The following is a 24,560-nucleotide window of genomic DNA, read 5'->3' on the forward strand; positions in this document are numbered from 1 at the left end:
CAATCCCTTCTGATTCAAGCACTTGCGCTGATTCCGCTAGGCACTCCGAAAAGACTCACCCGCTCGGTAACGGCCCCAGAGATCCGCCGGATCAGCCCCCTCGGCGAGAGCTGTTCCGTTCGGAGCGCGGCACCGGCGACGCAGGGGCCGATGATCACAGCCCCTCGCCCCGCAGCCACGCGGCGCCGCGCGCATAGAGCGCTTCGACCTCCGGCCCCTTCAGCCCGGGCATGTCGCGCTTCACCGTGTAGCCGATGCGCGTCTGCAGATAGGCGAGATGCCGATACCCCACGGGAAATTGCTCCAGCAGCGCGCGATCCAGCGCCGGCACCGCGCCCGGCGTCACCGGGTCCATGCGATCCTTCTCGTAGATCGGCTGGCGCAGCACGATGCCCCATTTGCCCGCGCGCTTCTCGAGGAAGTCGTAGAAGCGGCCGGTGCAGAGCACGTCGCACACGACGCCTTCGACCTCGGCCCGCTGTGAGATCGTCATCTTGGTCTGGGAGATCGCGCGATGGCCGGCGAGATCGACCGAGATGCCGCCGAGAAAGTGCAGGATGTTGACACCCTTGGCCCAGGCCGCCTTGCTGATCTCGATGAACTCGTCACCGGTGCCCTGCGTCCACGTCGCCATCATCCGCCCATCCGGATGCCACACCGTGCGGAAACGCTCCCAATCACCGGCATCGCGCCAGATCGCCCAGTTCTGCAACAGTTCGCGGATCTGACGGTCGTCCTCGATCTCGGTGGCGGTCTTGGTCATGTGCATTTCCTCCGTGTTGCGCGGCTGCTGAATACATGGATCGGAGCAGCGCTGCAAAACTCACATTGCTGGTGATGAAGTCCAAAACGCGCCAAGCATTCGATGTCGTCCCGGGCAAGTCCGACAACGCGGAGCGTTGGCGGACGCCGACCCGGGATCCATACGCCGCGGCGGATGTGGCTGGGCGAGAATGGTCGACCATCGTGCCTCGCACATCTCCCTGGGGTTATGGATCCCGGATCGGCGCGCGCGTCGCGCGCTTGTCCGGGACGACAGTTGAGTAGATGTCGACACCTTCGACCTCATCACGGAGGCGAACTGATAAGCATCTTTCATCCCGCGGCACGTCGTGCCCGGGTGATGCAGCATTCGTGTCCCTCTGAACAACGAGAGGGCGCGAGGAAGGCCGGACCTCGGCTGAGGCCCGTGGCCCGCCTGCTCAAAAGAATGCAGGCGGCAGGTACCACAGGTACAGCCGGACAGACCCGGCCTTCCCCGCGCAACGGTTTTAACGGTGTCCTTCGTGCTCTCCCTGGGGATCGGCTCTCTTGCCCCCATTTTGCGACAACGCGCCTTTGGCGCGTTGCGCAGACCTCAGCGTCGAGAGGCCAGGACCACACGACTTCGCCGTCCGTAACGCCCGCGCTCGTCAGGCGCAGCCGTCACGTCCATCGCAGCCCGCCTCCACGTTCGTGACGACGCGTACGTCCCTCTGCTCGAGGCGGGATGGGTGGAGATAAACATGATTTCTGAAAAACAGCAAGTGAAATCTTTTCGCCTCGGGACCAAGGTGTCCGACAGACGACCTCACCGGCATCCTTGTCGCCGCGTATCGGCACACCGGACCGCGCCGCCGCGCTCAGCAACTACGCCGCATCGACCTCATTGATGCGGCAACGTGAAACTTCCCCCTAAACGGTGATGGACCACCCGCGAAAAAACTTGATGGAATCTCCGATCGAGGTGTCGGATTGCGACGTTCCGGACCGTCCTTGGATCAGCCAGATCGAGATCGGCTGGCTCGAGCATGTCCAAAACGGCCGCCCATCAGGCGATGAAGCGCGGCCTGTACTCTGAACGCAAGGGAGCCCTGCAATGGCACAGCACAAAAACACGATCTGCCTGTGGTTCGACAAGGACGCCGAGGCGGCCGCGCGGTTCTATGCCGAGGTGTTTCCCGACAGTCACGTGGCCTCCGTGCACCGCGCGCCGGGCGACTATCCGTCCGGCAAGGCCGGCGACGTGCTGACGGTGCAATTCACGGTGTGTGGCATCCCCTGTCTCGGCCTCAATGGCGGACCTGCGTTCACCCACAACGAATCCTTCTCGTTCCAGATCGCCACCGACGATCAAGCGGAGACGGACCGCTATTGGAGTGCCATTGTCGGCAATGGCGGCCAGGAAAGCCAATGCGGCTGGTGCAAGGACAAATGGGGCATCTCCTGGCAGATCACGCCGCGCGCGCTCACCGACGCGATGGCAGCCGGCGGAGCCGAGGCCAAGCGCGTGTTTGCCGCGATGATGACGATGAAGAAGATCGACGTCGCCGCCATCGAGGCAGCGCGGCGGGGATGACCCTCGCCAGCCGGAGCGCAGCATCGCCGCGCTCCGGCGTCACGGGCGCAGGCACCGCAGATGCAGGAATAGCGGCACGCGCAGCCAGCGCCGGCTGCTGTCGCGGGTGATAATCGCTTCGGGAATGGACGGCTCGCGCAGCGCCTCGATCAGGAATCCCTCCGCTTCCAGCGCTTCGAAATAGCTCTGCAGCGGGCGATGCGCGCTGTGGAAGGTCATGCTGAGCCCGTCGCGCTCGATTGCGTCGCTGAAGGTGTAGGAGTCCAGATAGCTGCCCTGGATGACGAAGGGCGCATCCGATGCCAGGCTCGCGAACCGCCCGGCCGAGTTGAGCGGGTGGACGATCGCCATGCAGAAGCGGCCGCCGCGCCTGAGAACCCGCGCAAGCTCGCGCACCGCGGCCGGCATCGCGTCAACGTCCTGCAGCGACATGAAGGCGATCGCGAGATCCGCGCATGCATCGGCCAGCGGCAGCGCGGCCGCGTCCGCACGCACGACGCCGATCGTGGGATCGGCCGCCCGGGCCGCGGCGATCAACGACGGCGATGCATCGACGCCGACCACTCTGTGCCCTTCGGAGGCGAGATGTCGCGACAGCCTGCCCTCGCCGCAGCCGATGTCGAGCGTGAGCGCACCGGGCGGCGGCAGCAAGCGGCTGAATTGCTCGCGATGGTGGCGCCAGAAGCTGTCGTGACCCGGCGCTCTCGCCCAGGCGAGCCACCGGCCGGCCTCTGCTTCCCACTGCTCGCGCAAATTCATCGCGGCCTCCTCGCCCGACCCTGCGGATTCAAGAGCCGCGCTTCTTAAACTGCTTCCTCGCCCAAGTCATCAGCGGCGCGGGTCGTTACCTGACGGGCATGCCCGTCCGTGTGCCGCTCGAGACCAACAGCGTCCTGTCCGATGTCGCCACAGCGCCGCACAGGCAGCCGTTCGACGCCAAAACAAATGCCACCGCCGGGGAACCATGGGATTGCCAGCAGATTGGTTCCATGACGCAATCCCCGCACCCGGAGTCATGTCATGACCATGAAGATTCTTACGATCACGCTCGCAGCCGCCGCGAGCACATTGATGGCCGCAGCCGCCTCCGCTGCCCCGCTCACGGCCGGCATATCGGTCCTCCCGGAGAGCAGCATCCAGCAGGTTCGCATGGTCTGCAACGAGAACGGCCGCTGCTGGCGCCAAGGCCGCGAACGCCGTGTCATCATCCGCGAAGACCGCGGCGCCTACGGCTATGGCCGGCACGAGCGGCGTGGCTATGAAGGACGTGACTATGAAGATCGTGGCGGCATCGGCATCCACGCGCCCGGCGTGAGCGTCGGAATCGGCCGATAACACGTCCGACGTCTGACTCATGCCAAGGCATCGTGATCAGGACTGCACATGATCTACAAATGAGCCAAGCGTCCGACGTTCGCATGTCGATGCAACGATGCTACGAACGTCGGATGAGCCGCAGGGCCAGACTCGCTCTCGCTTCAGGCGATGGCGGCGACCGGATCCTCACGGCAAATAATTTCGGCTGGACCTCGCTATTGCGCGCGCACACACCATATGTTGATGATCACCGCGCGTCCCCCGGCTGCCATCGGTGACTGAGAGCCATGCGCTCCCGCCGCAACCAGAAGGCGGACAGCATGTCGAAAACTTCGAACACCTCTTCGAATACCACCACGTCCGGTGCGCGCGTGGTTGGTGCGACCGCTCCTGGCGCCGCCATTCTTTGGGCTGCCGATCGTCGCCGCGATTCTGATCCGGTGGCCGCCGTTCGCAGTGGGGCGCTTGCGCCAGGTCACCCCGACAAGCCGTCCGAGCCGGCCAAGCGAGAGCGGTCATCGCTGCACGCGACGCTCGCCACCAGGGCGGAGAATGCGCTGGAGACGGCGGGCCTGATGCAGCAAGGCGGCGAGCGCGCTGCCGCGATCAGGAAGGCGACCATCCTCGCAAACGCCGCCGAGATACTCGGGCATTTCAACGGAAATGTCCGCTCGCGAACGAAGTGACGCTGGGGCGGCCTGCTCCTGCGTACCATTGTGCCCTCCGAGGGCGGCATCCGGTGCAAGGACATGTCAGCCAATGCTCGAGATCAACCTCACCACAGAGCCTCCTCACGGCACGGTCGTGGACCCCGACTTTCTGCTGACGGAAATCATCGGGCTGAAGCGCCTGCTTTCCGAGGCCGAGAGCAATGCCAAGACCCGGTCCGAGCAGGCCGAAATCGAGGCGAGAGAACGCGAGACGGCGAGCAGGCTGCAAAAGCTCATTCTCGAGGAGCTGCACCATCGCATCAAGAATACGCTCGCGACCGTCACCGCCATCGTCTCCCAGAGCCTCCGCAACGTGCCGGCGACCAAGGATGCACAGCATGCCATCTCCGGGCGGCTCCTGGCCCTCGGACGGGCACACGATCTCCTCCTGCAAGCGAAATTGTCCAGCGGCGACCTCCGCACGGTGATCCGTACGTCCGTCCAGGCGTTCGACACGCCCGACGACTCACGCTTTGCGATCACCGGACCCGACGTGCTGGTGACGCCGGATGCCGTCATCGCCCTCGCGATGACGCTCAACGAGCTATGCACGAACGCCCTGAAGTTCGGCGCGCTGTCCGTGCCGGAAGGACGCGTCGATCTGCTTTGGACCGTCGACCAACACCGGGTCCGCTTCGCCTGGACCGAAAGACACGGCCCGGTCGTTCAACAGCCCGCCAGCCGAAGCTTCGGAACCCGGCTGATCGAAACGCTCGGCGTGCAGCTCGGCGGCGAGGTTCAGTTGACCTATGCGCCGTCAGGGCTCTCCTACACGTTCGATGCGCCGATCGCCGTTCTCGACTCTCCCGTGAGACCGCCGATGCACGCAACAGAAAGGGATCTCCGATGTCGCTGAGCCAATTTCGCGTCGATGAGCAGCCGCATACGATGGACGGATTGCGCCTGCTCGCCCAAGATGGCGCCGTCGGCGTCGAGGCCTTCGTCAGCCGCAAGGTGATGGACATCTGGGCCGAGTCGATCGAGCACACGGGCAGCCGGCAGAGCCTGTTTCGTGTCCAATACAATGCGCTGGGACAATTGAACCTTGCTGCGATCGAGCGGATCGTGAGCAGGAAATATCGGCGCGGCGCCGCATCCAACCGGCAGCATCCCTTCATCGAGGTGCTGTTCTCGGATATCGCCGACAGCGGTGAAACGCTCAATCTGAGCGAGCTGGTGCGAGAGCCATTGGCGCCGTCATTCCATCGGCTTGCGTGAGACAGGCGGACGGCGCACCTCAGGTCTGACCGATCAGGGTGTGCGCGGACGCGGCGCAGATCTCCTCGAGGAAGTCGAGGAAGGCGCGGGCGCGCGAGGAGATCAGCTTGCGGCTCGGAAAGATCGCGGTCAGCTGGGCGGCGCGGGTGTCGAACGCGACCCCCCTGCCGATCTCGACCAGCCGGCCCTCGCCGAGCAACTCGACGCAATAGTGCTCCGGCAGAAAGGAAATGCCGGCGCCGTGGGCGACGGCCCGGCGCACCGCCAGCGGATTGTTGATGCGGGCGACATGCGCACCGACGTCGAAGCGGACGAGATGGCCGTGCTGCTTGATCATCAGGGTGCGATCGCCATAGCGCCGCTCGCAGATCATGAGATGGCGCTCCAGCGCGCGGACGTCCTCGCCGATGTCGTGCGCGGCGAGATAGGCGGGGCTGGTCACCCAGATCAGGCGGCCGCCGATCAGCACCTTCTGCGCCAGCTCGGAATTCTCCTGCACGCCGACCACGACCGCGATGTCGAAGCGGTCGGCCAGCATGTCGATCGCGCGCGTGGTTGCCTCGACATCGAGCTCGATGCGCGGATAGCGGCGGTGGAATTCGGCGAGCTGCGGCGCCAGGATCTCCTCGCAGAACGCCGGCGGCAGCGCCACCGAGAGCCGGCCGCTGGGCACGCCGACCAGCCCGGTCATGACCGCGTCGGCCTCCGAGACCTGATCCAGGATCTTCTGACATTGCTGGAAGAACAGCTCGCCCTCGCGGGTCACCCGGACGCGCCGCGAGTTGCGGTCGAACAGCCGGATGCCGAGATCCTGCTCGAGCCGGGCGACCGATTTGCTGACCGAGGATTTCGGCATGCCCAGGGACCGCGAGGCGCCGGTCATGCCGCCGGTCGCCACCACCGCATGGAACACAGGAATGTCCTCGATCCGCCATTTCATCCGAGAGCCGCTCGTTCATCGAGAGAAACGATCCGTGCACGTTAGCATGATTGTCTAGCAGGGGAAACTTCGTATGGTCCGTCCCGGCGCGGCCGCGGGTGACAGTCAGCGGCGGCCCATTCGCGGAGGGACACATGGCCCGGATCATCGGCGGCATCGGCGCATCGCACTCGCCCACCATCGGCTTCGCACGCGACACCAACAAGCAGAACGACCCGGCCTGGAAGCCGATCTTCGACGGCTTCGCGGTCGTGCGCGACTGGGTGAAGCAGAAGGACATCGACGTCCTGTTCATGATCTACAATGATCACATCACCTCGTTCTTCTTCGATCACTACTCCGCCTTCGCGCTCGGCATTGACGACCGCTATGTCGCCGCCGACGAAGGCGGCGGACCGCGCGACGTGCCGCCGGCGAAGGGCCATCTCGGCCTGTCGCAGCACATCGCGATGGCGATGATGGCGGACGAGTTCGACATGTCGTTCTTCCAGGGCAAGCCGGTCGATCACGGCCTGCTGTCGCCGCTGTCGATGATGGGCGATGCCAGCGGCGCGTGGCCGGGCATGGTGGTGCCGCTGCAGGTCGGCGTGCTGCAGCTGCCGATTCCCAATGCGAAGCGGATGTGGAAGCTCGGCAAGACCCTGCGCAAGGCGATCGAGAGCTATCCGGAAGACCTGAAAGTGGCGATCTTCGCCACCGGCGGGCTGTCGCACCAGGTTCACGGCGAGCGCGCCGGCTTTCTCAACGAGGACTGGGACAACGAATTCCTCGATCTGCTGGAAAAGGACCCGGAGCGGCTCACTGCGATGCGGATCGCCGACTATGCGATCAAGGGCGGCATGGAAGGCGCCGAGGTGATCATGTGGCTGATCATGCGCGGCGCGCTGTCCGAGAACGTGAAGCTCGTGCACAGGCAGACCTACGCACCGTCGGTGACCAACATCGCTACCCTCGTGTTCGACGATCTCGGCGGCGCGCCCGACCCGCGGGAGGTCGCGGCCTATCGCGCGCATATCGGACATGAGCTCGCGGGCGCCGAGACGCTGGCTGGCACCTATCCCTTCACCCATGGCCGCAGCCAGGCCAATTTCCGCATCAACGACTTCCTGCACCGGCTCGTGATCCCCGCGCATCGCGCGAGATTCGTTGCGGAATTCGACGCGCTGGCGGACGAGCACGGTCTCACGGACGAGGAGCGCGACCTGATCCGCAACCGCCGCTGGATCGAGATGATCAGGCGGGGGGTCAGCTTCTTCGTGCTGGAGAAGATGGCGGCGGTGATCGGCGTCTCCAACCCGGAGGTCTACGCAGCCTTCCGCGGCGAGACGCTGGAAGCCTTTTTGAAGACCCGCAAGGTCCCGATGCGCTACTCCGTCGCCGGCGGCGCCAAGGCGGCCGCGATCGACGGACATTGATACCGACGTACGAGCTGCGTCGCCCGGCAGGGGCGACGCAGCTCATGTCTGCGGCAGCTCGATCCCGCGCGCCTTGGCCCAGCGCTCCAGGACCTTGCGCTCGTCCGCGTTAGCGACGCGGTTGGCGAAGCCGCGGATCTGAACCGCGCGGTGCCGCGGGTTGAGCTCGATCGTCAGCAGCCGCTGCGTCTTGCCGGCGTGACGATAGCGCAGCGACCAGATCGAGGCGTGGCCGGCAATGCACTTGTCCGCGTAGCTCGCGACACAGTGATGCATCGCCCTGGACTCCGCGACGAGATCCTCGGCGGTCCGCAACTGCATGATGACATACGCGTCGCGCGTGGCCGAGCCCTTCGACGGGCTCCATGACCAGTCCGTCAGCGCGGCCCCCGGCCAATGCGCTGGCTCCGCGGTCCGTGCCGCCATGCGGCCACGGGCGATCTCGGCCCGCCGGCGCGCCGCCTCGATGCGCGCGATCACCGCGAGATCACGATGCCATGCGTTCATCAGCCGGCGCAGCGCGGCCAGCGAGCGGCCCTTGAGGCTGAACTGGCGCTCGCGCCGGCGACGATGCGCGATGTAGTCGCAGAGATCGTCGATCTCCTCGCCCGTCGTCGGATGTGCGCAGAAGAACTGCGCCGCCTCGCGCCAGAACGCGATCTCGCCGCGCGGCGTCCGCGCAATCCTGGACCGGGCGATCCGCAACACGATCGCCGGATCGCTCGTGTAGGACCGCGCGATCGCCTGCCATATCGCCTCGTCGAAGCCGACCTGCCCGAGCGGATGGAGAAAGGCGTGAACCTCCTTGCGCGACAGCCAAGCCGAGGCGCCTGCCTTGTACAGCGAGCCGCCGCCGGCGACCGCGATGTACCAGCGCTTGCGCAGGATCGTCTCGTCGCGGCCGAGCCCGCCGTCATCGATCCAGATCAGCTCCAGGTGCTGGGCCACCGAATAGCGGCCAAACAGATGACGCGCAGCCGCCAGCCGCAGCCGCGCGGCGTCGCGCGTCTTCAACTGGGGCTTCCAGCCTTCTGGATCGCGAATGATGTCAGCCTCGAAGCCGCGCCGCGCCTCGCGGATCGCATTGTGCAGATCCGGCGGCGAACGCGTCGGCCGCACCGCGCGGCGCAGCGTCAGCTGATAGGCTTCAACCCGCGCGCGCTCGGCCTCCCGCCGGCGCGCCATCAATGACTGTGCCATGGTCGTTCAACATGATGGAGTGACTGTCAGCCGAACGCACTGCGGGCGTCGGCACGGATCGTGTCGCGCACAGTGGACTTGACATGGCTGATGGCCTCTCGCGTTGAACGCTTTGGGTATTGAAACGGGCGACGCTCATACATCCGAACTGCAGATATTGCAAGCCGTCGCGCGCCGCTCTTCAGCGCAGGCATGTCACGAGGCATCAGCGGCGGGGCACGCCAACGCTATATTCTTTCAGCCGCGCATCATCACGAAGCGCGGCGCTATTAGTTGCAAATGATTCTATTCACCGACGAGCAGGATGCAGCGCCCAATCAGGCATGCGGCAGAACGTCGCACGCGCCCAACGAATATTTCTCCTCCGCCAGACAGAAACAAACAGACTGGAAAGCCGGCCCGCTGCCCGTTCGATGACGACTTTGCAGCGGCCGACGGCCCGATTGTGTAACTACAAAGCTCCTCACGTCACGACATGCACCATCCCGACGACCTGCATCGAAGCGATACAGGCGAACGCAGATGCATTGCCGACCAGGATTGTCATGCCGCGACAGCAGTAAAGTGTGAGGAGACGATCGAATGGCCACCAACTTCAATGCGACTGCGCTCGCCAACGGCACGTCCAACCTGCTCACGCGAGCGAGTGCGCTCAATCTGTCGACCGATCTGGTTCAAGCCGGCGTCGTCTTCGACGACGCCGTTCGCATCTCGCTCGGCCTCTATTCCGGCAGTCAAGGCAGCGGCAATTCGAACACCTTCCTGTCGAACTACACCACTGACATCCATGCGGTGCAGAACGATATCGCGGCCATCCTGGCCAACCCGAACGACGTGACGATCGGTGGCGAGACGTTTGCGCTGAACTCCACAGACATCGCCGCGCTGACCAACGTCCAGACCCAGCTCGGCACGCTGCTGACCGCGGCCGCGCAGACCACGAATGCGACGACATTGTCGGCGGCGTCGCAGACCATCCACGCGTTGCAGACCGAGATCCTGTCGGAGATCAACAACGACGCGCATCTGTCGGCGGCACTCAACAACGTCACCTTCACCGCCAATACCGGCGCGACCGACGTTGCGTTCCAGAACCTGCCGGCAGGCGCAGACGATCCGACCACGCTCGCGGCCGCGACGGCGGGCACCAGCCTGAAGGTGGTCGGCGAGGTCTTCAATGCCGCAGTGAGCGTCATCTCCGGCGGCATCAACGCGACCAATCTGACCCAAGTGACCAACGACCTGACGGCGGTGCAATCGGGCCTCACGGCCATCCTCGCCAACGCGACCATGCTCGCGCAGATCGAAGCCGGAGAAACCACCAACGCGGCAGCCGCCACGACGCTTCATCTCCAGACCGTGCTGAATCAGGTCACGCTGCAGCTCGAGAAATACGATGCCGCCGCCGCGACCGGAAACACCACCGCGCTGCGCGGCACGGCGGACAATCTGCTCGACATCATCGACATCGTCCAGAACGACGCCGCTTTGAACGTCGCGGCCGGCGGTAACGGCAATCCGGGCCACACCGGCGGCTTCGCCGAGGATCCGGGCGGCCTCACCGGCACGGTCACGCGGTTCCAAGACAATCAGGCGCAAACCAATTTCTGGGCCACCTTCGTCGCCGAGGCGAACACGATCAACGCGCAACTGATGGCGATCGTGAACGGCAGCGGTACGGCCAGCCAGGCGCTGATCACGCAGATCGAGAACTACAACAATTTCGGCGCCAGCTTCGATGCCGCCCAGGGCGCCGTGTTCCAGGGCCGTTTCGACAACGAGCTCAACAATGGCACGCTGCAGGCGGACTCCGCCACCGCCATCAAAGGACTGCAGGGCATCCTGAACGGGGATACCGGCGCGGCGCTCACTTCGGACCTCGCGATGCTGACGGCTGCCGGCGAAGGCTTCGTCGCCGACGCGAACGACGTCAGCGGCAACAACATCGCGATCGGCGGCGCGACCTATGTCGGATCGGCAACGACGGTCTCCAAGGCGACATCGGTCGCCGGCCTCGCCCAGGGGACGACGAAGGTCACGGCCACGCCGAACATCGCAAACGGCACCGGCGGTACCAGCACGTCCACGGCCGCGACATCGAGCGGCGGAACCACGACCAAGACCGGGACGACGACCGCGACCAACGCCACCGGCAATACGACATCGACGACCACCAAGACGACCACTCAAGGCTCTTCGCACCATCACCACAACAACACGACGGCCGCCGCCCACAACTCGACCTCCACCCACACCACGGCAGCGGCGCATTCTTCGACCGTCGTCGATCATCACCACCACGCACTGCACCACATCTGGGGCTGATATAGCCGACGGCGCGCGCCGGACATCGGTCACCGCTCCACGGCCGTCCGACTCACGACGACACTCTCGTCGGCGGGCGCATCGCCGCTTCCGCCTTCGCCAGCAGCAGACGGTTCGCGGCGAGCGAGAACTCCTGCCAGGCGGCGGCGATGTCGCGCAGGATCGTCTGCAGATAATCCTTCGACGGCTTGTGCTCGAACGGAAAGTTCGACAGCGCGCAGGAGGTGCGGTTGAACGCGACGGCGTCGTCGAGCAGCGACTGCATGACGTCGCGAAACGGCTTCTGGATCTCGGGCATCAGGGCGGAGCGACCGCGTTCGACGGCGACGTCGCGCATGTCGAAGGTCAGTGCGTCCAGCACCTGCAGCGCCGCAGCGAACACCTGCTCGGTGGCCCCGAGAAGAGCGAGCTGGGTCAGCTGCTCGCGCTGCTGCGCGGCGAGGCCGCGGTTGAGCCGCTGCCGATAATCGTCGAACGCGGCATCACGCTGCGCGGCGACCCAGGCGCCGAACCAGGCGAGACTCGCTGCGTTGCCCGACATCCCGTCGCCGATCGCCGCGGCCGGGCGCGGCCCGGCGGTCTCGCCCATGCGCCGGGCCATCGCACGCTCGATGCGCCTGGCGGCGTTCAGGGCACCTTCGAGATAGCCGGCCGCGTGGCTTGCGGTTTCGGCGCCACCGAGATGCAACCGCCCCTCCCACAGCGCCCGCCGCAGCATCGGATTGGCGATCTCGCTGTGCTCGCCGCGCGGCGTGGTGCGATCCAATGCGCTGCAGGTGAAGCGCTCGGCCGCCCAGTCCTGATAGTGCTGCTCGCCGCCTTCCAGCGCGGAGCCGAACAGCTGCACCATCTGGCTGTCCATCAGCAGCGGCAGCCCGACACTGAAGGTCGCGCGCAGATCGGGCGAGAAGGCGAGGAAGCCGCCGAGCGCAGCACGGTCGCCGCCGGCATCGCAGGCGTCGAAGATCTCGCCGATCACGGCCTGCTCGTGGCTGACGAACGCATTGCCGGACCGGCCCTGGTCGCGCCAATGCGCCTGGTCGTAGGCGATCACGACCTTGGCCTGCGCCGCCATCCAGGTCTCGGCACCGCGCATCGCATCGAAGGTCGCGTCGTCCAGTTCGGGAAAGAAGCCGACGTGATCGATCAGCAGCCGCGGCGGCAGCGCGAGCACGGCGCGCTTGGCCTCGATCGCGACCGATTCCGTTGATGTGGCAAAGATCAGCCGTACATGCGTGCCGCAATCGACGATGCGCATCAGCTCATGGCCGAGATGGATGAAGGGCTGCGGCAGATCACGCGCCAGCGCCTCGACCAGCTTCGTCATGCCGCCGGAGAGCCGGCGCGCGCCCTGGTGGACCGGCGGCCCGCCGATCTGCTCGGCCGACTTGTCCGCCTCCTTCAGATGAAGAACCGTGCCGTCATCGTGCTGGGCAAAGTCGGACAGGCCGAGCTCCGCGATCAGGCCGGTCAGCAGCGGCTGGGTGTCCGGCCAGAACCAGGTCGGGCCGAGGTCAAGCGCAAGCCCCGCCTTGCTCCTGGCCGACAGCACCCGTCCGCCCAGGCGATGTCGGGCTTCGAACAAAGCGAACGTGCTGCCGCGCTGCTGCAGGCTGCGCGCGAGTGCCATTCCGCACAATCCACCTCCGACAATGGCCGTTTCGAGCATGGCAGGACCTCGGCTGATGCGTTGCGACCGCGTCCTGCAAAAAGCTTGCAAGTTTTCGCAGGCGCGCGGATGTGCGTTTCCAAACATTGCTTGATTTTCGCACCGGCTTGGCTCACGCCATCACGATGAGCGATGACCGCGAGATCCTGGCCGCCAATGCGGCCTTCTATGCCGCCTTCACGGACGGTGATTTCGCGGCGCTCGTCGCCCTCTGGGCCGATCGCGACGGCATCTCCTGCATTCATCCCGGCTGGCCGGCGATCGTCGGCCGCGCCGCCGTGATCGGCAGCTGGCGCGACATCCTCGCCAACCCGGGTCGGCCGAACATCGTCTGCGCGGATCCGCACGCGATCGTCGACGGCGATCATGGTCACGTGCTCTGCATCGAGCTGGTGGACGGCGCGGCGCTCGCCGCGGCCAATCACTTCGCGCGCATCGACGGCGCCTGGCGGATGATCCACCACCAATCCAGCCCGATCGCGCAGCTCGCAACGCCGGAAGACGACGCCGACGGCCATCGCCTCCACTGACCGCCGCATCTGGCACGAAACTTGATGTGTCCTCCCTGACCGGCAGCAATGTCGGAGATTGTTGATTTTCGTCGCGTCGGATTCGGACCGGATGTCCGTCTCCACGCAAGGCGATCTGCGACGGCTGCGACCAGCAATGTGCAGATGCCGACGGGAGACAGGGATGGCACGCGTTCTGACCGCCTATCTAAAACGCAGCGATGTGCTGACGCGCACAGCGTTGCAGCACGCCATCGACCTCACGCTCGGCCAGGCGCGGGGAGCACTGGAATGAACATCACGGCTCCGCTACAGCCGACCGCGATTCATGCCGTTCCCGCCGAGCTCTGCGACTGCGGCTTCCGCTTGCTGATGATTCGGCAGTTCAACGTCGGTGCCGTGCCGCCGGCGTTCGCCATCATCGATCAGCGCGTCATGCGGATGCCGCAACGGCTCGGCCGCCACGGCGTGTCGTTTGCCGCGACGTTCCTGCCCGAGGTGATGGCGTGGCTGATCGATCACCTCGGCCGGCCGTCGCTACATGACGAGACCGGCCGCTCCTATCGCAATCCGCGCTGGCCGGTGGTGTGCTGGCACGACCAGGAACGCTATTGGCCGAGCGGCGCTGTCACGGTCGAGTGGTTCGCCGAGGTCGCCTTTCAGGATCACGCCTCTTGGATGGCGTTCCGTACCCATTGGCATGACGACCTGATGGGCCGGAATGGCGACGTTGACGCATCCGGTGGAGAAACCGATGCGTGCGAGCGGGACGCGGCGGGAAAGGAATTTGCCGACGACGCGTTGCAGCGAGCATGATTTGCCAAAGTCGCGCGACAGCATGACCGGACCTTGTCCGCGCAATTCTGCCGCGTGATAGTCGAGTGGCCACAGCAGCTGCGGAGGATCTCATGCGCTACGTCTCGTGGTTTGGAGGCTGGCTCGGCACCTTCCGTTCCGAGCGCATGGCGGAGCAGAGGACGACCGGACGAAACGCGGCCGTTCTTCCGCGGCGGTCCGCCGGGCTCTCGAGCGAGGATTTGTTCTACATCGCCATGCTTGGGCCGCACGTCTGACCGGCGCTGCCGCCGAGCGCAATCGGGGGCGGCGGGCTGGACAAACGGTCGTCCTGCCGCCACACAAGGGCGATTCCATGCGCCCCGGCCCCGGGCCGCGCACCGTGATTGTGGGTCCATGCCGCAGGTCTGCTCCACGGACGCATGAACGATGCCGGGGACCGCGGCGGACCTCACCTGCGGACTCCCGAATGACATCGCCGACGCCCTCTCACCTGCCCCGAAATGCATCCGATCAGCCGCGCCAGACGACCCCGACCGAGCTGCGGCGGCGCTGGCGTGCCGGCGAGGAGGTGGCGCTGCTCGACGTCCGCGAGGAAGGGCCCTACTCGCTGTCGCACCCGTTCTTCGCGGTGTCGCTGCCGCTGTCGCAGATCGAACTGCGCATCCTCGATCTCGTGCCGCGGCTGAATGTACCTGTCGTCGTCTATGACGATGGCGAAGGCTATGCCGCGCGCGCGGTGCCGCGCATCCGGGCGCTGGGCTACACCGACGTGTCGGTCCTCGCTGGCGGGCTGTCGGGCTATGCGCGGCATGGCGAGGTGTTCCGCGACGTCAATGTGCCGAGCAAGGCGTTCGGCGAACTGGTCGAGGCCATCCGGCACACGCCGTCGCTGTCGGCCGACGAAGCCAAGGCGCTGATCGAGCGCGAGTCGAATCTGGTCGTGCTCGATGCCCGCCGCTTCGAGGAATATCGCACCATGAGCATTCCGCGCGGGGTCAGCGTCCCCGGCGGCGAACTGGCGTTTCGGGCACGCGAGATCGCGCCGTCGCCCGACACCACGATCATCGTCAACTGCGCCGGACGCACGCGCTCGATCATCGGCACGCAGTCGCTGATCAATGCCGGGCTGCCGAACAAGATCTATGCGTTGCGCAACGGCACCATCGGCTGGACCCTTGCCGGCCATCAGGTCGAACGCGGCAGGACCGCGCGCATGCTGGAGCGGCCAGAGGCGAGCTACGCGACCGCGCTGGCGGATGCCAAGGCCTGGGCCGAGCGCGTCGGCGTCGGCGTGCTCGATGCCGCGACCTTCGCGCGCTATCAGGCCGAGGCTGGGACGCGCACGCTGTATTGCCTCGACGTTCGCACGCCCGAGGACTACGCCGCCGGCCATCCGGCTGGCTTCGCGTCGGCGCCGGGCGGCCAGCTGGTGCAGGCGACCGACGAGTGGGTCGGCGTGCGCGGCGCCCGCCTGGTGCTGTTCGACGATGACGGCGTGCGCGCGCGCATGACGGCGTCATGGCTGAAGCAGATGGGCTGGGACGTGGCGGTCGTGGGACCGGATGTCGTTGGAACGACCGAAACCGAAATCCGCGCCGCACGCCGACCGCCGCTGCCGCAGCTTGGCGACGCGGCGATCAGCGCCGAGCAACTCGCGGCCGATGCGGCGGCGTGGACCATCGTCGATCTCACGCGCAGTCCGAGCTACAAGGCCGGACACATTCCGGGCGCACACTTCGTGCTGGCGTCGCGCTTTTCATCGGATCTCGTCAAGCTGCCAGGCGACGGTCCGATCGTGCTGACAAGTGACGACGGCGCCGAGGCGGCCTTTGCGCTTGCGGATGCACGTGCCGCAACGACGCGTGAGCTCCGCGCGCTCACCGGCGGTACGCGCGCCTGGACGGCTGCCGGCCATGTGCTGGAGAGCGATCGGTCCTCATGGATCTCGCATGCCGACGACGTCTACAAGCGTCCCTATGAGGGCACCGACAACGCCGCGGAAGCGATGCAGGCCTATATCGACTGGGAGCTGCAGCTCGTCGCCCAGCTCGCCAACGACAGCGTGTCGAATTTCCACGTGGTATAGGTCGGCGACGGACTCGACCTCGTCATTCCGGGGCGCGCGCCGCGCGAGCCCGGAATCCATTTCACCGGGGGGCATGAGGACAGATGGATTCCGGGCTCGCGCGACGCGCGCCCCGGAATGACGATGGTGGATGCCGAAGAGCCCCGGCTAAGACGCCCTGTCAGAGAATGTGCGGCGTATAGCGCTCAGCGGCGCTGGTTGTAGACGTCGATGCAGACGGCACCGAGCAGCACCAGGCCCTTGATGACCTGCTGATAGTCGATGCCGATGCCGAGGATGGACATGCCGTTGTTCATCACGCCCATGATCATGGCGCCGATGACAGCGCCGCCGACCCGTCCGACGCCGCCATAGGCCGAGGCGCCGCCGATGAAGCACGCCGCGATGACGTCGAGCTCGAAGCCGAGGCCGGCCTTCGGCGTCGCGGTGTTGAGCCGGGCGGCGAAGATCAGGCCGGCCAGCGCGGCCAGCACGCCCATGTTGACGAAGGTCATGAACACCAGCCGCTCGGTCTTGATACCCGACAGCTTGGCCGCCTTGGCGTTGCCGCCGACCGCATAGATCTGCCGGCCGACCACCGTGCGGCGCGTCATGAAGCCGTACAGCGCGATCAGCGCGGTCATGATGACCAGCACGTTGGGCAGGCCGCGATGCGAGGCGATCAGGTAGGTGAAATACATCAATGCGCCGGCCAGCACGACGTTCTTGGCGGCGAAGAAGCCGAACGGCTCGACCTCGATGCCGTGCTCCACTTCGCGCGCGCGGCCCTTGACGCTGGCATAGACCAGAATGAGCGTCAGCACCGCGCCGATCGCGAGCGACGTGGGATAAAGGTGCGCCGCGCTCGGCATGAACTCAGGGATGAAGCCGGACGACAGCTTCTGGAACGTGCCCGGGAACGGCCCGACCGACTGCCCCTGCAGCAGCGCCAGCGCCAGACCCTTGAACACGAGCATGCCGGCCAAGGTGACGATGAAGGAGGGAATGCCGAAATAGGCCACCCAATAGCCCTGCGCGGCGCCGATCGCGGCGCCGACGATCAGGCAGGCGATGATCGCGAGCGGGAAGTCGATGTGATAGCGCACCATCAGCACGGCGGCGACCGCGCCGACGAAGCCCGCGACCGAGCCGACCGACAAATCGATGTGCCCGGTCACGATCACCAGCAGCATGCCCAGCGCCATGATGACGATATAGCTGTTCTGCAGCACCAGGTTGGTGAGGTTGAGCGGCTGCAGCAGGGTGCCGTCGGTCATGAACTGGAAGAACAGCATGATCACGAACAGCGACAGCAGCATGCCGTAGCTGCGCAGATTGTTCTTCAGGAAGCCGCTATGCGACTTCTCCTCCGGGAGCGAAACCGTCTTGTCGGTCATTGCTGGCGTCCTCCCGACCGCTTACGCGGCCGTCTCCTGGTTCTTGATGGTTTCGTTACGCATGATGGCGCGCATGATCTTTTCCTGCGTCGCCTCCGGCCCGGCGAACTCGCCGACGAAGGCGCCGTCATTCATCACGCAGATGCGGTCGCAGATTCCGAGCAGCTCCGGCATCTCCGACGAGATCACGACAACACCCCGGCCGGCATCGGCGAGCTCCTGGATGATACAGTAAATCTCATACTTTGCGCCAACGTCGATGCCCCGCGTCGGCTCGTCAAGGATCAAGACCTTGGGATCGGTCATCAGCCATTTCGACAGCACGACCTTCTGCTGGTTGCCGCCGGAGAGCTGGCCGGCCTCCTGATAGACGTCGGAGCAGCGGATGCGCATCCGGCCGCGGTAACCGGACGCCGCCTTGAGCTCGGCGATGTCGTCGATCACGCCGTTCGGCGCGACCTGGGATAGGCTCGCCAGGGTGATGTTCTTGCGCACGTCGTCGGCCAGGATCAGGCCGAGCTGCTTGCGATCCTCGGTGACATAGGCGAGGCCGGCATCGATCGCCGCCGGTACGCTGTTGAGATTGACGTCGTGGCCTTCGAGGCGGGCGCGGCCCGTGATGTTGACGCCCCACGAGCGGCCGAACAGGCTCATGGCGAATTCGGTGCGCCCCGCGCCCATCAGGCCGGCGATGCCGACGATCTCGCCGCGGCGCACCTGGAAGTCGACGTTCTTGATCACCTGACGGTCGGTATGCTGCGGATGGTAGACCGACCAGTTCTCGACCGTGAACACGGGCTCGCCGATCTTGGGCTGCCGCTCGGGGAAGCGGTGCGCCATGTCGCGATTGACCATGCTCTTGATGATGCGGTCCTCCAGGACGGGCTCGGCGCGGCAGTCGATGCTGTCGACGCTGCGGCCGTCGCGCAGCACCGTGATGCGATCGGCGACGCGGGCGACCTCGTTCAGCTTGTGCGTGATCAGGATCGAGGAGATGCCCTGCTCGCGGAAGGTGACGAGACGGTCGAGCAGCGCCTGGCTGTCGGCCTCGTTCAGGCTCGCGGTCGGCTCGTCCAGGATCAAGAGCTTGACGCGCTTGGACAGCGCCTTGGCGATCTCGACCAGCTGCTGCTTGCCGACGCCGAGATCGGTGATCAGCGTATCCGGAGATTCCTTCAAGCCCACCTGGGCCAGCAATTGCTGGGTGCGCCGGTAGACCTCGTCGCGATCGATGACGCCGAAGCGCTGCGGCGCGTGCGACAGGAAGATGTTCTCGGCGATCGACATCAGCGGGATCAGCGCGAGTTCCTGATGGATGATGATGATGCCGAGCGCCTCGGAATCGTTGATGTCGCGGAAGCGGCGCTCCTCGCCCTCGAAGATGATCTGACCCTCATAGCGCCCGTAGGGATAGACGCCGCTCAGCACCTTCATCAGGGTCGACTTGCCGGCGCCGTTCTCGCCGACCAGGGCGTGGATCTCGCCCGCCTCGACCGTGAAGCTGACATCGCGGAGCGCCTGCACGCCGACGAAGCTCTTGCTGACGCTGCGCATCTCGAGGATTGCCGTCATCGCTTTGTATCCCGCAACACTGACTGTCCTAGACGAGAGTGGCCGGCGAGCGCAAGACCGCGCTCGCCGGCCGAACGTGATCACTCGACCTGCGACTTCTTGTAGTAGCCGCCCTCGATCAGGACCTTCTCCCAATTGCTCTTGTCGACCACGACCGGCTTGAGCAGATAGGCCGGGACGACCTTGACGCCGTTGTTGTAGGTCTTGGTGTCGTTGACCTGCACCTGCTTGCCGCTCAGCGACGCATCGACCATGTCGGCGGTCACCTTGGCGAGGTCGCGGGTGTCCTTGAAGATGGTCGAGTACTGGTCGCCGCGCAGGATCGCCTTGACCGAGGGCACTTCGGCGTCCTGGCCGGAGATGACCGGCATCGGCTGGTTGCCGCTGCCATAGCCGACGCCCTTCAGCGACGAGATGATGCCGATCGAGAGACCGTCATAGGGCGACAGCACCGCGTCGACCCGCTTGTTGCCGTAATAGGCGCTGAGCAGGTTGTCCATGCGGGCCTGGGCGGTGGCGCCGTCCCAGCGCAGGGTCGCGACCTTGTCCATGCCCTTCTGACCGGACGCCACCACGAGCTTGCCGGAGTCGAGATAGGGCTGCAGCACCGACATCGCGCCGTTGTAGAAGAAGTAGGCGTTGTTGTCGTCCGGCGAGCCGCCGAACAGCTCGATGTTGAACGGGCCCTTGCCGTCCTTCAGGCCGAGCTTGTCGACGATCGACTGCGCCTGCAGCACGCCGACCTGGAAGTTGTCGAAGGTCGCGTAGTAGTCGACATTCGGCGTGTCGCGGATCAGGCGGTCATAGGCGATCACGGTGACGCCCTTGTCCTTGGCTTGCTTCAGCACGTCCGACAGCGTGGTGCCGTCGATCGCGGCGATGACCAGCACCTTGGCGCCCTTGGTGACCATGTTCTCGACCTGCGAGAGCTGGTTCGGGATGTCGTCCTCGGCATATTGCAGGTCGGTGTTGTAGCCGCGCTCCTTCAGCACCTTCACGATGTTGTTGCCGTCGTCGATCCAGCGCGCCGAGGACTTGGTCGGCATCGCGATGCCGACGGTTGCCTTGCCCTGCGCCATTGCGGCGCTGGACAGCGCCACCGCGCCGAGGCCGGCCAGCGCGGCGGCCATGATGGTCTTGAAATTCAGCATGCTTCACTCCCTCTAAGATTTTCAGATTTGAACTAGGAATACGCGATTGCGTATCTCGATACCAGATAGCTGTTAGGCTGAACGACGCTCGACTCGATTGTTCCTCCTCTCAGATCGACAGCTTCACGTCAGGCTCGGCGCGACCGCGGGCGCCGACCTCGAGAAGAAAAGTCTGGCCATGGCCGGGGTCGGCCGCCTTGGCCGCCGCGTCCATGTCCTGCCAGGCCGACGTGACCAGCAGGCGCGACAGACCGCGGCCGACGAAGGCCGGGCAGCTCGCCTGGCTGGCCGGAACCGCGATGCTGCGGAGATGCTCGCCCTGCGGGCTATAGACATCGACACAACCGCCGCCCCAGCGCGCGTTCCAGATGCGCCCCTCGGCATCGACGACCGCGCCATCCAGCCCCCCGACGGCGGCATGGCGCAGCAGCACCTCCGGCTCACCGCACGGCAGGCCCGTCTCCGGGTCGAGTGCGACACGGTAGAGGACGTTCTCGTCGGTGTCGGCGAAATAGCCGATCGTGCCATCCGGCGAGAAGCAGATCGCGTTGGGAATGGTGACGTTGGGGAACAGGCGGATGATCTCGCCGCGATGCAGCGCGTAGATCGAGCCCAGGCCGCACTCGGCGTTGCGGCCCATGGTGCCGATCCAGAACGTCCCGGAGGGATGAACCCGGGAGTCGTTCGACCGCGTCGCCGGATTGTCGGCTTCGAGCGGCAGATACAGGGATAGCGCACCGTCGGCGATGCTGCGGATGTAGAGCCCGTCCTCGGCCACGATCAACTGCCTGTTGGTATCGATACGGCCGAGCGCGCTCGCCATCCTGCCGAGGCCATGGCGGCGGAGTTCGCCGCTGCCGATCTTGGCCTCGAACAGCAGGCCTTCGCGAATGTCGAACCACCAGGCGGTGTCAGTGTGGGGATCGTAGGTCGGCCCCTCGCCGAGATGGCAGCGCTCGTCGCAGAGGATCGTGGTCGGCACCTGCTCCATCATGCGGACGCTCCCGCGGTCGAGAAGCGATACACCGTCTCGTGCTTGTAGACGTCATCGGGCGCAAGACGCGCGCTGGGAAAATCCGGACGGTTCGGACTGTCCGGCCAGACCTGCGGCTCCAGGCAGAGCGCGTCGGATTGACGATAGACACGCCCCTTGCCGGTCACGGTCCCGTCAAGATAGTTGCCGGAATAGACCTGCAGGCCGGGCTGATCGGTCAGCAACTCCATGACGCGCCCCGAGCGCGCGGACGCCAGCCGGGCGGCCAAGCGCACCCCCGCCTGCTGTCGAAGGCAGAAATTATGATCGTAGCCGCGACCGCATTTGATCTGCGGGTCGTCAGCGCGGATGCGGGCACCGACCGCATGCGGCTCGCGGAAATCGAACGGCGTGCCGGCGACGGCGTGCGGCGGCCCTTCCAGCGGGATCGCGGTCTCGTCGATCGCGAGATAATGGTCGGCTTCGACGGTCAGACGATGATCAAGGATGTCGCTGCCGGCGGCCAGGCCATCGAGATTGAAGAAGCTGTGGTTGGTCAGGTTGACCACCGTCGTCCGGGTGGTCCGGGCGCTGAAGCTGACAGCCAACTCCATCGGCCCGGTCAACTGATAGGTGACACGAACGTCGAGCCGCCCCGGATAATTGGCCTCGCCGTCGGGACTGACATAGAGCATCGTGACCGAGGGCTGGGCGCCGTCTTCGGTCGCGACGATCTGCCAGAGCTTGCGGTCGAAGCCGTCGGGACCGCCATGCAATGCATGTGCACCATTATTGGCGTCGAGGCGCAGATCCTGACCGTCGAGCGAAAAGCGCGCCTTGGCGATGCGGTTGGCGTAGCGCCCGACCGTCGCACCGAAGAACTTTCGGAGCTTGACGTAGCTCAGCAAGTCGTCATGACCGAGCACCACGTCATCGACAAGCCCCTGCGCATCCGGCACCAGCAGCGTCTGCAGCGCCGCGCCGTAGGTGATGATGCGCGCCTCGAAACCGTGAGCGCCACGCAAGGTGACGCGCTCGACCTCGCGGCCGTCCGGCAGGCTGCCAAACACATCCCTGGTGATCCGCGCTTCTGGCATCGCTCTAGTCCTCGAACGGCTCGACGAATTGCCGGCGGCCGAGCAGGAACGCATCGGCCACCAGCCGCAGCGGCGCAAGATCGACGTCGCTCGCGCCGGTCTTCGTCAGTTCGACGAAGCGACGATAGAGGCCGGGATATTCGCGTTCCTTCTCGTCGACCATCGGCTGATCGTCCGCGGTCATCCGCGCGCCGCCGAGCGACAGCTTCAACTGCCCGGCGTCGGTCTCGATCCGGATGTCCCAGCTCTGCGGCCCGGTCTGGCGGAAATCGAACTCGGCCGCGATCGGCAGGTCGCTGGCTGTCGACAGTGACAGGTTGGCCGCGATCGGCGCCTGGCGGTTGGACGGAAACGACAGTTCGGCCTCGGTCAGGAACACCGGCTCGGGCAGGATGCGGGTCAAGATCGACAGCGCGTTGATCCCCGGATCGAACACGCCGAGCCCGCCCGGCTCCCAGATCCAGGCCTGTCCGGGATGCCAGACGCGCACGTCCTCCTTCCAGTCGATCCGCACGCTGCGGATCTGACGCGACGACAGCCACGCGCGCGCCGGCTCGACGGCCGGCGCATAGCGCGAATGCCAGGTCGCGAACAGCGTGCGCTGCTTGGCAGCCGCGAGCGCGATCAATGGATCGAGCTCGCTGACCGCCGCACCCGGCGGCTTTTCCAGCATCACGTGCTTGCCGGCCTCGAGCGCGGCCTGCGCCTGCGCGCGGCGCACCTGCGGCGGCGTGCATAGCGAGACGGCGTCGATCTCCGGCCCGTCGCGCAGCAGCTCCTCGATGGTGCCGAAATGCGGCAGGCCTGGCAGAGAGGCGTTGCGGCTCGCCACCGCCGTCAGGGTCACGCCCTCGGTGGCGGCGATCGCCGGCACGTGCTGATCCCTGGCGATCTTACCGAAGCCGACGATGGCGACACGAAGCTCACTCATCTCTAGCGTCCCCAGCGCAGCACGACTGGGTCGAGCCGGCGCGCAATCTCGATCAGTCCCTTCTGGGTCGCCGGATGAATTGGCGGCTGCGGCGCGCGCAGCGTGTCGTGGCGGATCACGCCGCCCGCCTTCATCAGGATCTTGCAGGTGGCAAGCCCGCACTGTCGGTTCTCGTAGTTGATCAGCGGCAGCCAGCGCTCATAGGCCGCCGCCGCGGCCTCGCGGTCGCCCGCGAAATACGGATCGATGATCTTGCGAATGCCGTCGGGATAGCCGCCGCCGGTCATCGCGCCGGTGGCGCCCGCGTCGAGATCGGCCATCAGGGTGATTGCCTCCTCGCCGTCCCACGGACCTTCGATCGCCGGGCCGCCTGCCTCGATCAGCGCGCGCAACTTGTCGGCCGCGCGCGGCACTTCGATCTTGAAATAAGCAAGATTCTCGATCTCCTTGGCCATGCGCGCCAAGAACGGCACCGATAGCGGCGTGCCGGCGACCGGCGCGTCCTGCACCATGATCGGGATCGAGATCGCGTCGGAGACGCCGCGATAGAATTCATAGATCGAGGTGTCCGGCACGCGGAAGGTCGCGCCGTGATAGGGCGGCATCACCATGACCATGGCAGCGCCCTTCTCCTGCGCCCGGCGCGAACGCTCGGCGCAGACAAAGGTCGAGAAATGCGTCGTGGTGACGATGATCGGCACGCGGCCGGCAACATGCTCCAGCACCGTGGTCATCACCAGATCGCGCTCATCATCGGTCAGCACGAACTGCTCGGAGAAATTGGCGAGGATGCAGATGCCGTGCGAGCCGGCATCGATCATGAAGTCGATCGCTCGCTTCTGGCCTTCGAGGTCGAGACGGCCGTCGGCGTCGAACACGGTCGGCGCCACCGGGAAGACTCCCTTGTAGAGCTTTTTGGCGGAAGCGGTCATGGG

Annotated in this window: 23 protein-coding genes; 11 read left to right on the plus strand and 12 right to left on the minus strand. The window is 65.8% G+C overall.

Annotation, left to right across the window (positions count from 1 at the left end; all coding sequences use genetic code 11):
* Positions 1–154: 154 nt before the first annotated feature.
* Complete coding sequence (locus QW861_RS12580) at positions 155–763, minus strand: nuclear transport factor 2 family protein (RefSeq protein WP_315750349.1); 609 nt, start codon at positions 761–763, stop codon at positions 155–157.
* A gap of 1,095 nt (positions 764–1,858) precedes the next feature.
* Between QW861_RS12580 and QW861_RS12585 the strand changes: the two genes are divergently transcribed.
* On the plus strand, positions 1,859–2,338 hold the full coding sequence (locus QW861_RS12585) for a VOC family protein (protein WP_315750348.1): 480 nt from the start codon (positions 1,859–1,861) through the stop codon (positions 2,336–2,338).
* A 39-nt stretch (positions 2,339–2,377) separates the two neighbouring features.
* Here the strand turns inward: QW861_RS12585 and QW861_RS12590 are convergent, their stop codons facing one another.
* Positions 2,378–3,097, minus strand: a complete 720-nt coding sequence (locus QW861_RS12590; RefSeq protein WP_315718225.1) for a class I SAM-dependent methyltransferase — start codon at positions 3,095–3,097, stop codon at positions 2,378–2,380.
* Between the two features lie 267 nt (positions 3,098–3,364).
* Here QW861_RS12590 and QW861_RS12595 point away from each other — a divergent pair, with 267 nt between their 5' ends.
* From QW861_RS12595 to QW861_RS12610, 4 genes are all read left to right on the plus strand, one after another.
* A complete protein-coding gene (locus QW861_RS12595; RefSeq protein WP_316171619.1) occupies positions 3,365–3,673 on the plus strand; it encodes a hypothetical protein in 309 nt (102 codons plus the stop codon).
* Positions 3,674–3,942: 269 nt separating this feature from the next.
* Positions 3,943–4,341 carry a hypothetical protein gene (locus QW861_RS12600; protein WP_316192156.1) on the plus strand — a complete coding sequence of 133 codons (399 nt, stop codon included), beginning with the start codon at positions 3,943–3,945 and terminating at the stop codon, positions 4,339–4,341.
* A 73-nt stretch (positions 4,342–4,414) separates the two neighbouring features.
* A complete protein-coding gene (locus QW861_RS12605) occupies positions 4,415–5,221 on the plus strand; it encodes a sensor histidine kinase (RefSeq protein WP_316192158.1) in 807 nt (268 codons plus the stop codon).
* Complete coding sequence (locus QW861_RS12610) at positions 5,212–5,583, plus strand: signal transduction histidine kinase (RefSeq protein WP_316192159.1); 372 nt, start codon at positions 5,212–5,214, stop codon at positions 5,581–5,583. The genes QW861_RS12605 and QW861_RS12610 overlap by 10 nt, the downstream gene beginning before the upstream one ends.
* 19 nt (positions 5,584–5,602) lie before the next feature.
* On the opposite strand, the gene QW861_RS12615 is transcribed toward QW861_RS12610, so the two are convergent.
* Positions 5,603–6,523, minus strand: a complete 921-nt coding sequence (locus QW861_RS12615) for a LysR family transcriptional regulator (protein WP_315750345.1) — start codon at positions 6,521–6,523, stop codon at positions 5,603–5,605.
* Between the two features lie 134 nt (positions 6,524–6,657).
* On the opposite strand from QW861_RS12615, the gene QW861_RS12620 reads away from it, so the two are divergent.
* Positions 6,658–7,938, plus strand: a complete 1,281-nt coding sequence (locus tag QW861_RS12620; protein WP_316193104.1) for a gallate dioxygenase — start codon at positions 6,658–6,660, stop codon at positions 7,936–7,938.
* A gap of 42 nt (positions 7,939–7,980) precedes the next feature.
* Here QW861_RS12620 and QW861_RS12625 read toward each other — a convergent pair whose 3' ends face one another.
* The gene (locus QW861_RS12625) at positions 7,981–9,138 is read right to left on the minus strand and encodes a PcfJ domain-containing protein (protein WP_316193105.1); all 1,158 of its coding nucleotides are present in this window, start codon (positions 9,136–9,138) and stop codon (positions 7,981–7,983) included.
* Between the two features lie 582 nt (positions 9,139–9,720).
* On the opposite strand from QW861_RS12625, the gene QW861_RS12630 reads away from it, so the two are divergent.
* Positions 9,721–11,463 carry a hypothetical protein gene (locus QW861_RS12630; protein WP_315750342.1) on the plus strand — a complete coding sequence of 581 codons (1,743 nt, stop codon included), beginning with the start codon at positions 9,721–9,723 and terminating at the stop codon, positions 11,461–11,463.
* A 52-nt stretch (positions 11,464–11,515) separates the two neighbouring features.
* On the opposite strand, the gene QW861_RS12635 is transcribed toward QW861_RS12630, so the two are convergent.
* Positions 11,516–13,132, minus strand: a complete 1,617-nt coding sequence (locus QW861_RS12635; RefSeq protein ID WP_316193106.1) for a flavin monoamine oxidase family protein — start codon at positions 13,130–13,132, stop codon at positions 11,516–11,518.
* Between the two features lie 125 nt (positions 13,133–13,257).
* Between QW861_RS12635 and QW861_RS12640 the strand changes: the two genes are divergently transcribed.
* From QW861_RS12640 to QW861_RS12655, 4 genes are all read left to right on the plus strand, one after another.
* Positions 13,258–13,662, plus strand: a complete 405-nt coding sequence (locus tag QW861_RS12640) for a nuclear transport factor 2 family protein (RefSeq protein ID WP_315718215.1) — start codon at positions 13,258–13,260, stop codon at positions 13,660–13,662.
* Between the two features lie 276 nt (positions 13,663–13,938).
* Entirely contained in the window at positions 13,939–14,457 is a 519-nt protein-coding gene (locus QW861_RS12645) for a hypothetical protein (protein WP_315750449.1), read from the plus strand.
* 92 nt (positions 14,458–14,549) lie between these two features.
* Positions 14,550–14,714 carry a hypothetical protein gene (locus QW861_RS12650; protein WP_315750340.1) on the plus strand — a complete coding sequence of 55 codons (165 nt, stop codon included), beginning with the start codon at positions 14,550–14,552 and terminating at the stop codon, positions 14,712–14,714.
* A gap of 191 nt (positions 14,715–14,905) precedes the next feature.
* Positions 14,906–16,525, plus strand: coding sequence for a rhodanese-like domain-containing protein (locus tag QW861_RS12655; RefSeq protein WP_316193107.1), 1,620 nt, complete (start codon positions 14,906–14,908; stop codon positions 16,523–16,525).
* A gap of 185 nt (positions 16,526–16,710) precedes the next feature.
* On the opposite strand, the gene mmsB is transcribed toward QW861_RS12655, so the two are convergent.
* The 7 genes from mmsB to QW861_RS12690 all read right to left on the minus strand — a co-directional run bounded on the left by mmsB (position 16,711) and on the right by QW861_RS12690 (position 24,557).
* Positions 16,711–17,901, minus strand: coding sequence for a multiple monosaccharide ABC transporter permease (mmsB, locus tag QW861_RS12660; RefSeq protein WP_315718212.1), 1,191 nt, complete (start codon positions 17,899–17,901; stop codon positions 16,711–16,713).
* 21 nt (positions 17,902–17,922) lie between these two features.
* The gene (gene mmsA, locus QW861_RS12665) at positions 17,923–19,473 is read right to left on the minus strand and encodes a multiple monosaccharide ABC transporter ATP-binding protein (protein WP_315718210.1); all 1,551 of its coding nucleotides are present in this window, start codon (positions 19,471–19,473) and stop codon (positions 17,923–17,925) included.
* An 80-nt stretch (positions 19,474–19,553) separates the two neighbouring features.
* The gene (gene chvE, locus QW861_RS12670; protein WP_315718208.1) at positions 19,554–20,624 is read right to left on the minus strand and encodes a multiple monosaccharide ABC transporter substrate-binding protein; all 1,071 of its coding nucleotides are present in this window, start codon (positions 20,622–20,624) and stop codon (positions 19,554–19,556) included.
* Positions 20,625–20,733: 109 nt separating this feature from the next.
* Positions 20,734–21,615, minus strand: coding sequence for an SMP-30/gluconolactonase/LRE family protein (locus QW861_RS12675; protein WP_315718255.1), 882 nt, complete (start codon positions 21,613–21,615; stop codon positions 20,734–20,736).
* A complete protein-coding gene (locus QW861_RS12680) occupies positions 21,615–22,694 on the minus strand; it encodes an aldose epimerase family protein (protein WP_315718206.1) in 1,080 nt (359 codons plus the stop codon). Before QW861_RS12680 ends, QW861_RS12675 begins: the two co-directional genes overlap by 1 nt.
* Positions 22,695–22,698: 4 nt before the next feature.
* Positions 22,699–23,625 carry a Gfo/Idh/MocA family oxidoreductase gene (locus tag QW861_RS12685; RefSeq protein ID WP_315718205.1) on the minus strand — a complete coding sequence of 309 codons (927 nt, stop codon included), beginning with the start codon at positions 23,623–23,625 and terminating at the stop codon, positions 22,699–22,701.
* A gap of 2 nt (positions 23,626–23,627) precedes the next feature.
* Positions 23,628–24,557 carry a dihydrodipicolinate synthase family protein gene (locus QW861_RS12690; RefSeq protein ID WP_315718204.1) on the minus strand — a complete coding sequence of 310 codons (930 nt, stop codon included), beginning with the start codon at positions 24,555–24,557 and terminating at the stop codon, positions 23,628–23,630.
* Positions 24,558–24,560 lie beyond the last annotated feature (3 nt).

The sequence above is a fragment of the Bradyrhizobium sp. SZCCHNRI1029 genome (assembly GCF_032487555.1).
GTDB lineage: Bacteria > Pseudomonadota > Alphaproteobacteria > Rhizobiales > Xanthobacteraceae > Bradyrhizobium.

Excerpts from the sequence above, each read along its gene's own strand:
- QW861_RS12650 (WP_315750340.1), top strand. The coding sequence starts at position 14,550 with ATGCGCTACGTCTCGTGGTTTGGAGGCTGGCTCGGCACCTTCCGTTCC.
- QW861_RS12605 (WP_316192158.1), top strand. The coding sequence starts at position 4,415 with ATGCTCGAGATCAACCTCACCACAGAGCCTCCTCACGGCACGGTCGTG.
- mmsA (WP_315718210.1), bottom strand. The coding sequence starts at position 19,473 with ATGACGGCAATCCTCGAGATGCGCAGCGTCAGCAAGAGCTTCGTCGGC.
- QW861_RS12635 (WP_316193106.1), bottom strand. The coding sequence starts at position 13,132 with ATGCTCGAAACGGCCATTGTCGGAGGTGGATTGTGCGGAATGGCACTC.
- QW861_RS12620 (WP_316193104.1), top strand. The coding sequence starts at position 6,658 with ATGGCCCGGATCATCGGCGGCATCGGCGCATCGCACTCGCCCACCATC.
- QW861_RS12640 (WP_315718215.1), top strand. The coding sequence starts at position 13,258 with ATGAGCGATGACCGCGAGATCCTGGCCGCCAATGCGGCCTTCTATGCC.
- QW861_RS12630 (WP_315750342.1), top strand. The coding sequence starts at position 9,721 with ATGGCCACCAACTTCAATGCGACTGCGCTCGCCAACGGCACGTCCAAC.
- QW861_RS12580 (WP_315750349.1), bottom strand. The coding sequence starts at position 763 with ATGACCAAGACCGCCACCGAGATCGAGGACGACCGTCAGATCCGCGAA.
- chvE (WP_315718208.1), bottom strand. The coding sequence starts at position 20,624 with ATGCTGAATTTCAAGACCATCATGGCCGCCGCGCTGGCCGGCCTCGGC.
- QW861_RS12615 (WP_315750345.1), bottom strand. The coding sequence starts at position 6,523 with ATGAAATGGCGGATCGAGGACATTCCTGTGTTCCATGCGGTGGTGGCG.
- QW861_RS12585 (WP_315750348.1), top strand. The coding sequence starts at position 1,859 with ATGGCACAGCACAAAAACACGATCTGCCTGTGGTTCGACAAGGACGCC.
- QW861_RS12625 (WP_316193105.1), bottom strand. The coding sequence starts at position 9,138 with ATGGCACAGTCATTGATGGCGCGCCGGCGGGAGGCCGAGCGCGCGCGG.
- QW861_RS12600 (WP_316192156.1), top strand. The coding sequence starts at position 3,943 with ATGCGCTCCCGCCGCAACCAGAAGGCGGACAGCATGTCGAAAACTTCG.
- QW861_RS12655 (WP_316193107.1), top strand. The coding sequence starts at position 14,906 with ATGACATCGCCGACGCCCTCTCACCTGCCCCGAAATGCATCCGATCAG.
- QW861_RS12590 (WP_315718225.1), bottom strand. The coding sequence starts at position 3,097 with ATGAATTTGCGCGAGCAGTGGGAAGCAGAGGCCGGCCGGTGGCTCGCC.
- QW861_RS12675 (WP_315718255.1), bottom strand. The coding sequence starts at position 21,615 with ATGGAGCAGGTGCCGACCACGATCCTCTGCGACGAGCGCTGCCATCTC.
- QW861_RS12690 (WP_315718204.1), bottom strand. The coding sequence starts at position 24,557 with ATGACCGCTTCCGCCAAAAAGCTCTACAAGGGAGTCTTCCCGGTGGCG.
- QW861_RS12680 (WP_315718206.1), bottom strand. The coding sequence starts at position 22,694 with ATGCCAGAAGCGCGGATCACCAGGGATGTGTTTGGCAGCCTGCCGGAC.
- mmsB (WP_315718212.1), bottom strand. The coding sequence starts at position 17,901 with ATGACCGACAAGACGGTTTCGCTCCCGGAGGAGAAGTCGCATAGCGGC.
- QW861_RS12685 (WP_315718205.1), bottom strand. The coding sequence starts at position 23,625 with ATGAGTGAGCTTCGTGTCGCCATCGTCGGCTTCGGTAAGATCGCCAGG.
- QW861_RS12595 (WP_316171619.1), top strand. The coding sequence starts at position 3,365 with ATGAAGATTCTTACGATCACGCTCGCAGCCGCCGCGAGCACATTGATG.
- QW861_RS12610 (WP_316192159.1), top strand. The coding sequence starts at position 5,212 with ATGTCGCTGAGCCAATTTCGCGTCGATGAGCAGCCGCATACGATGGAC.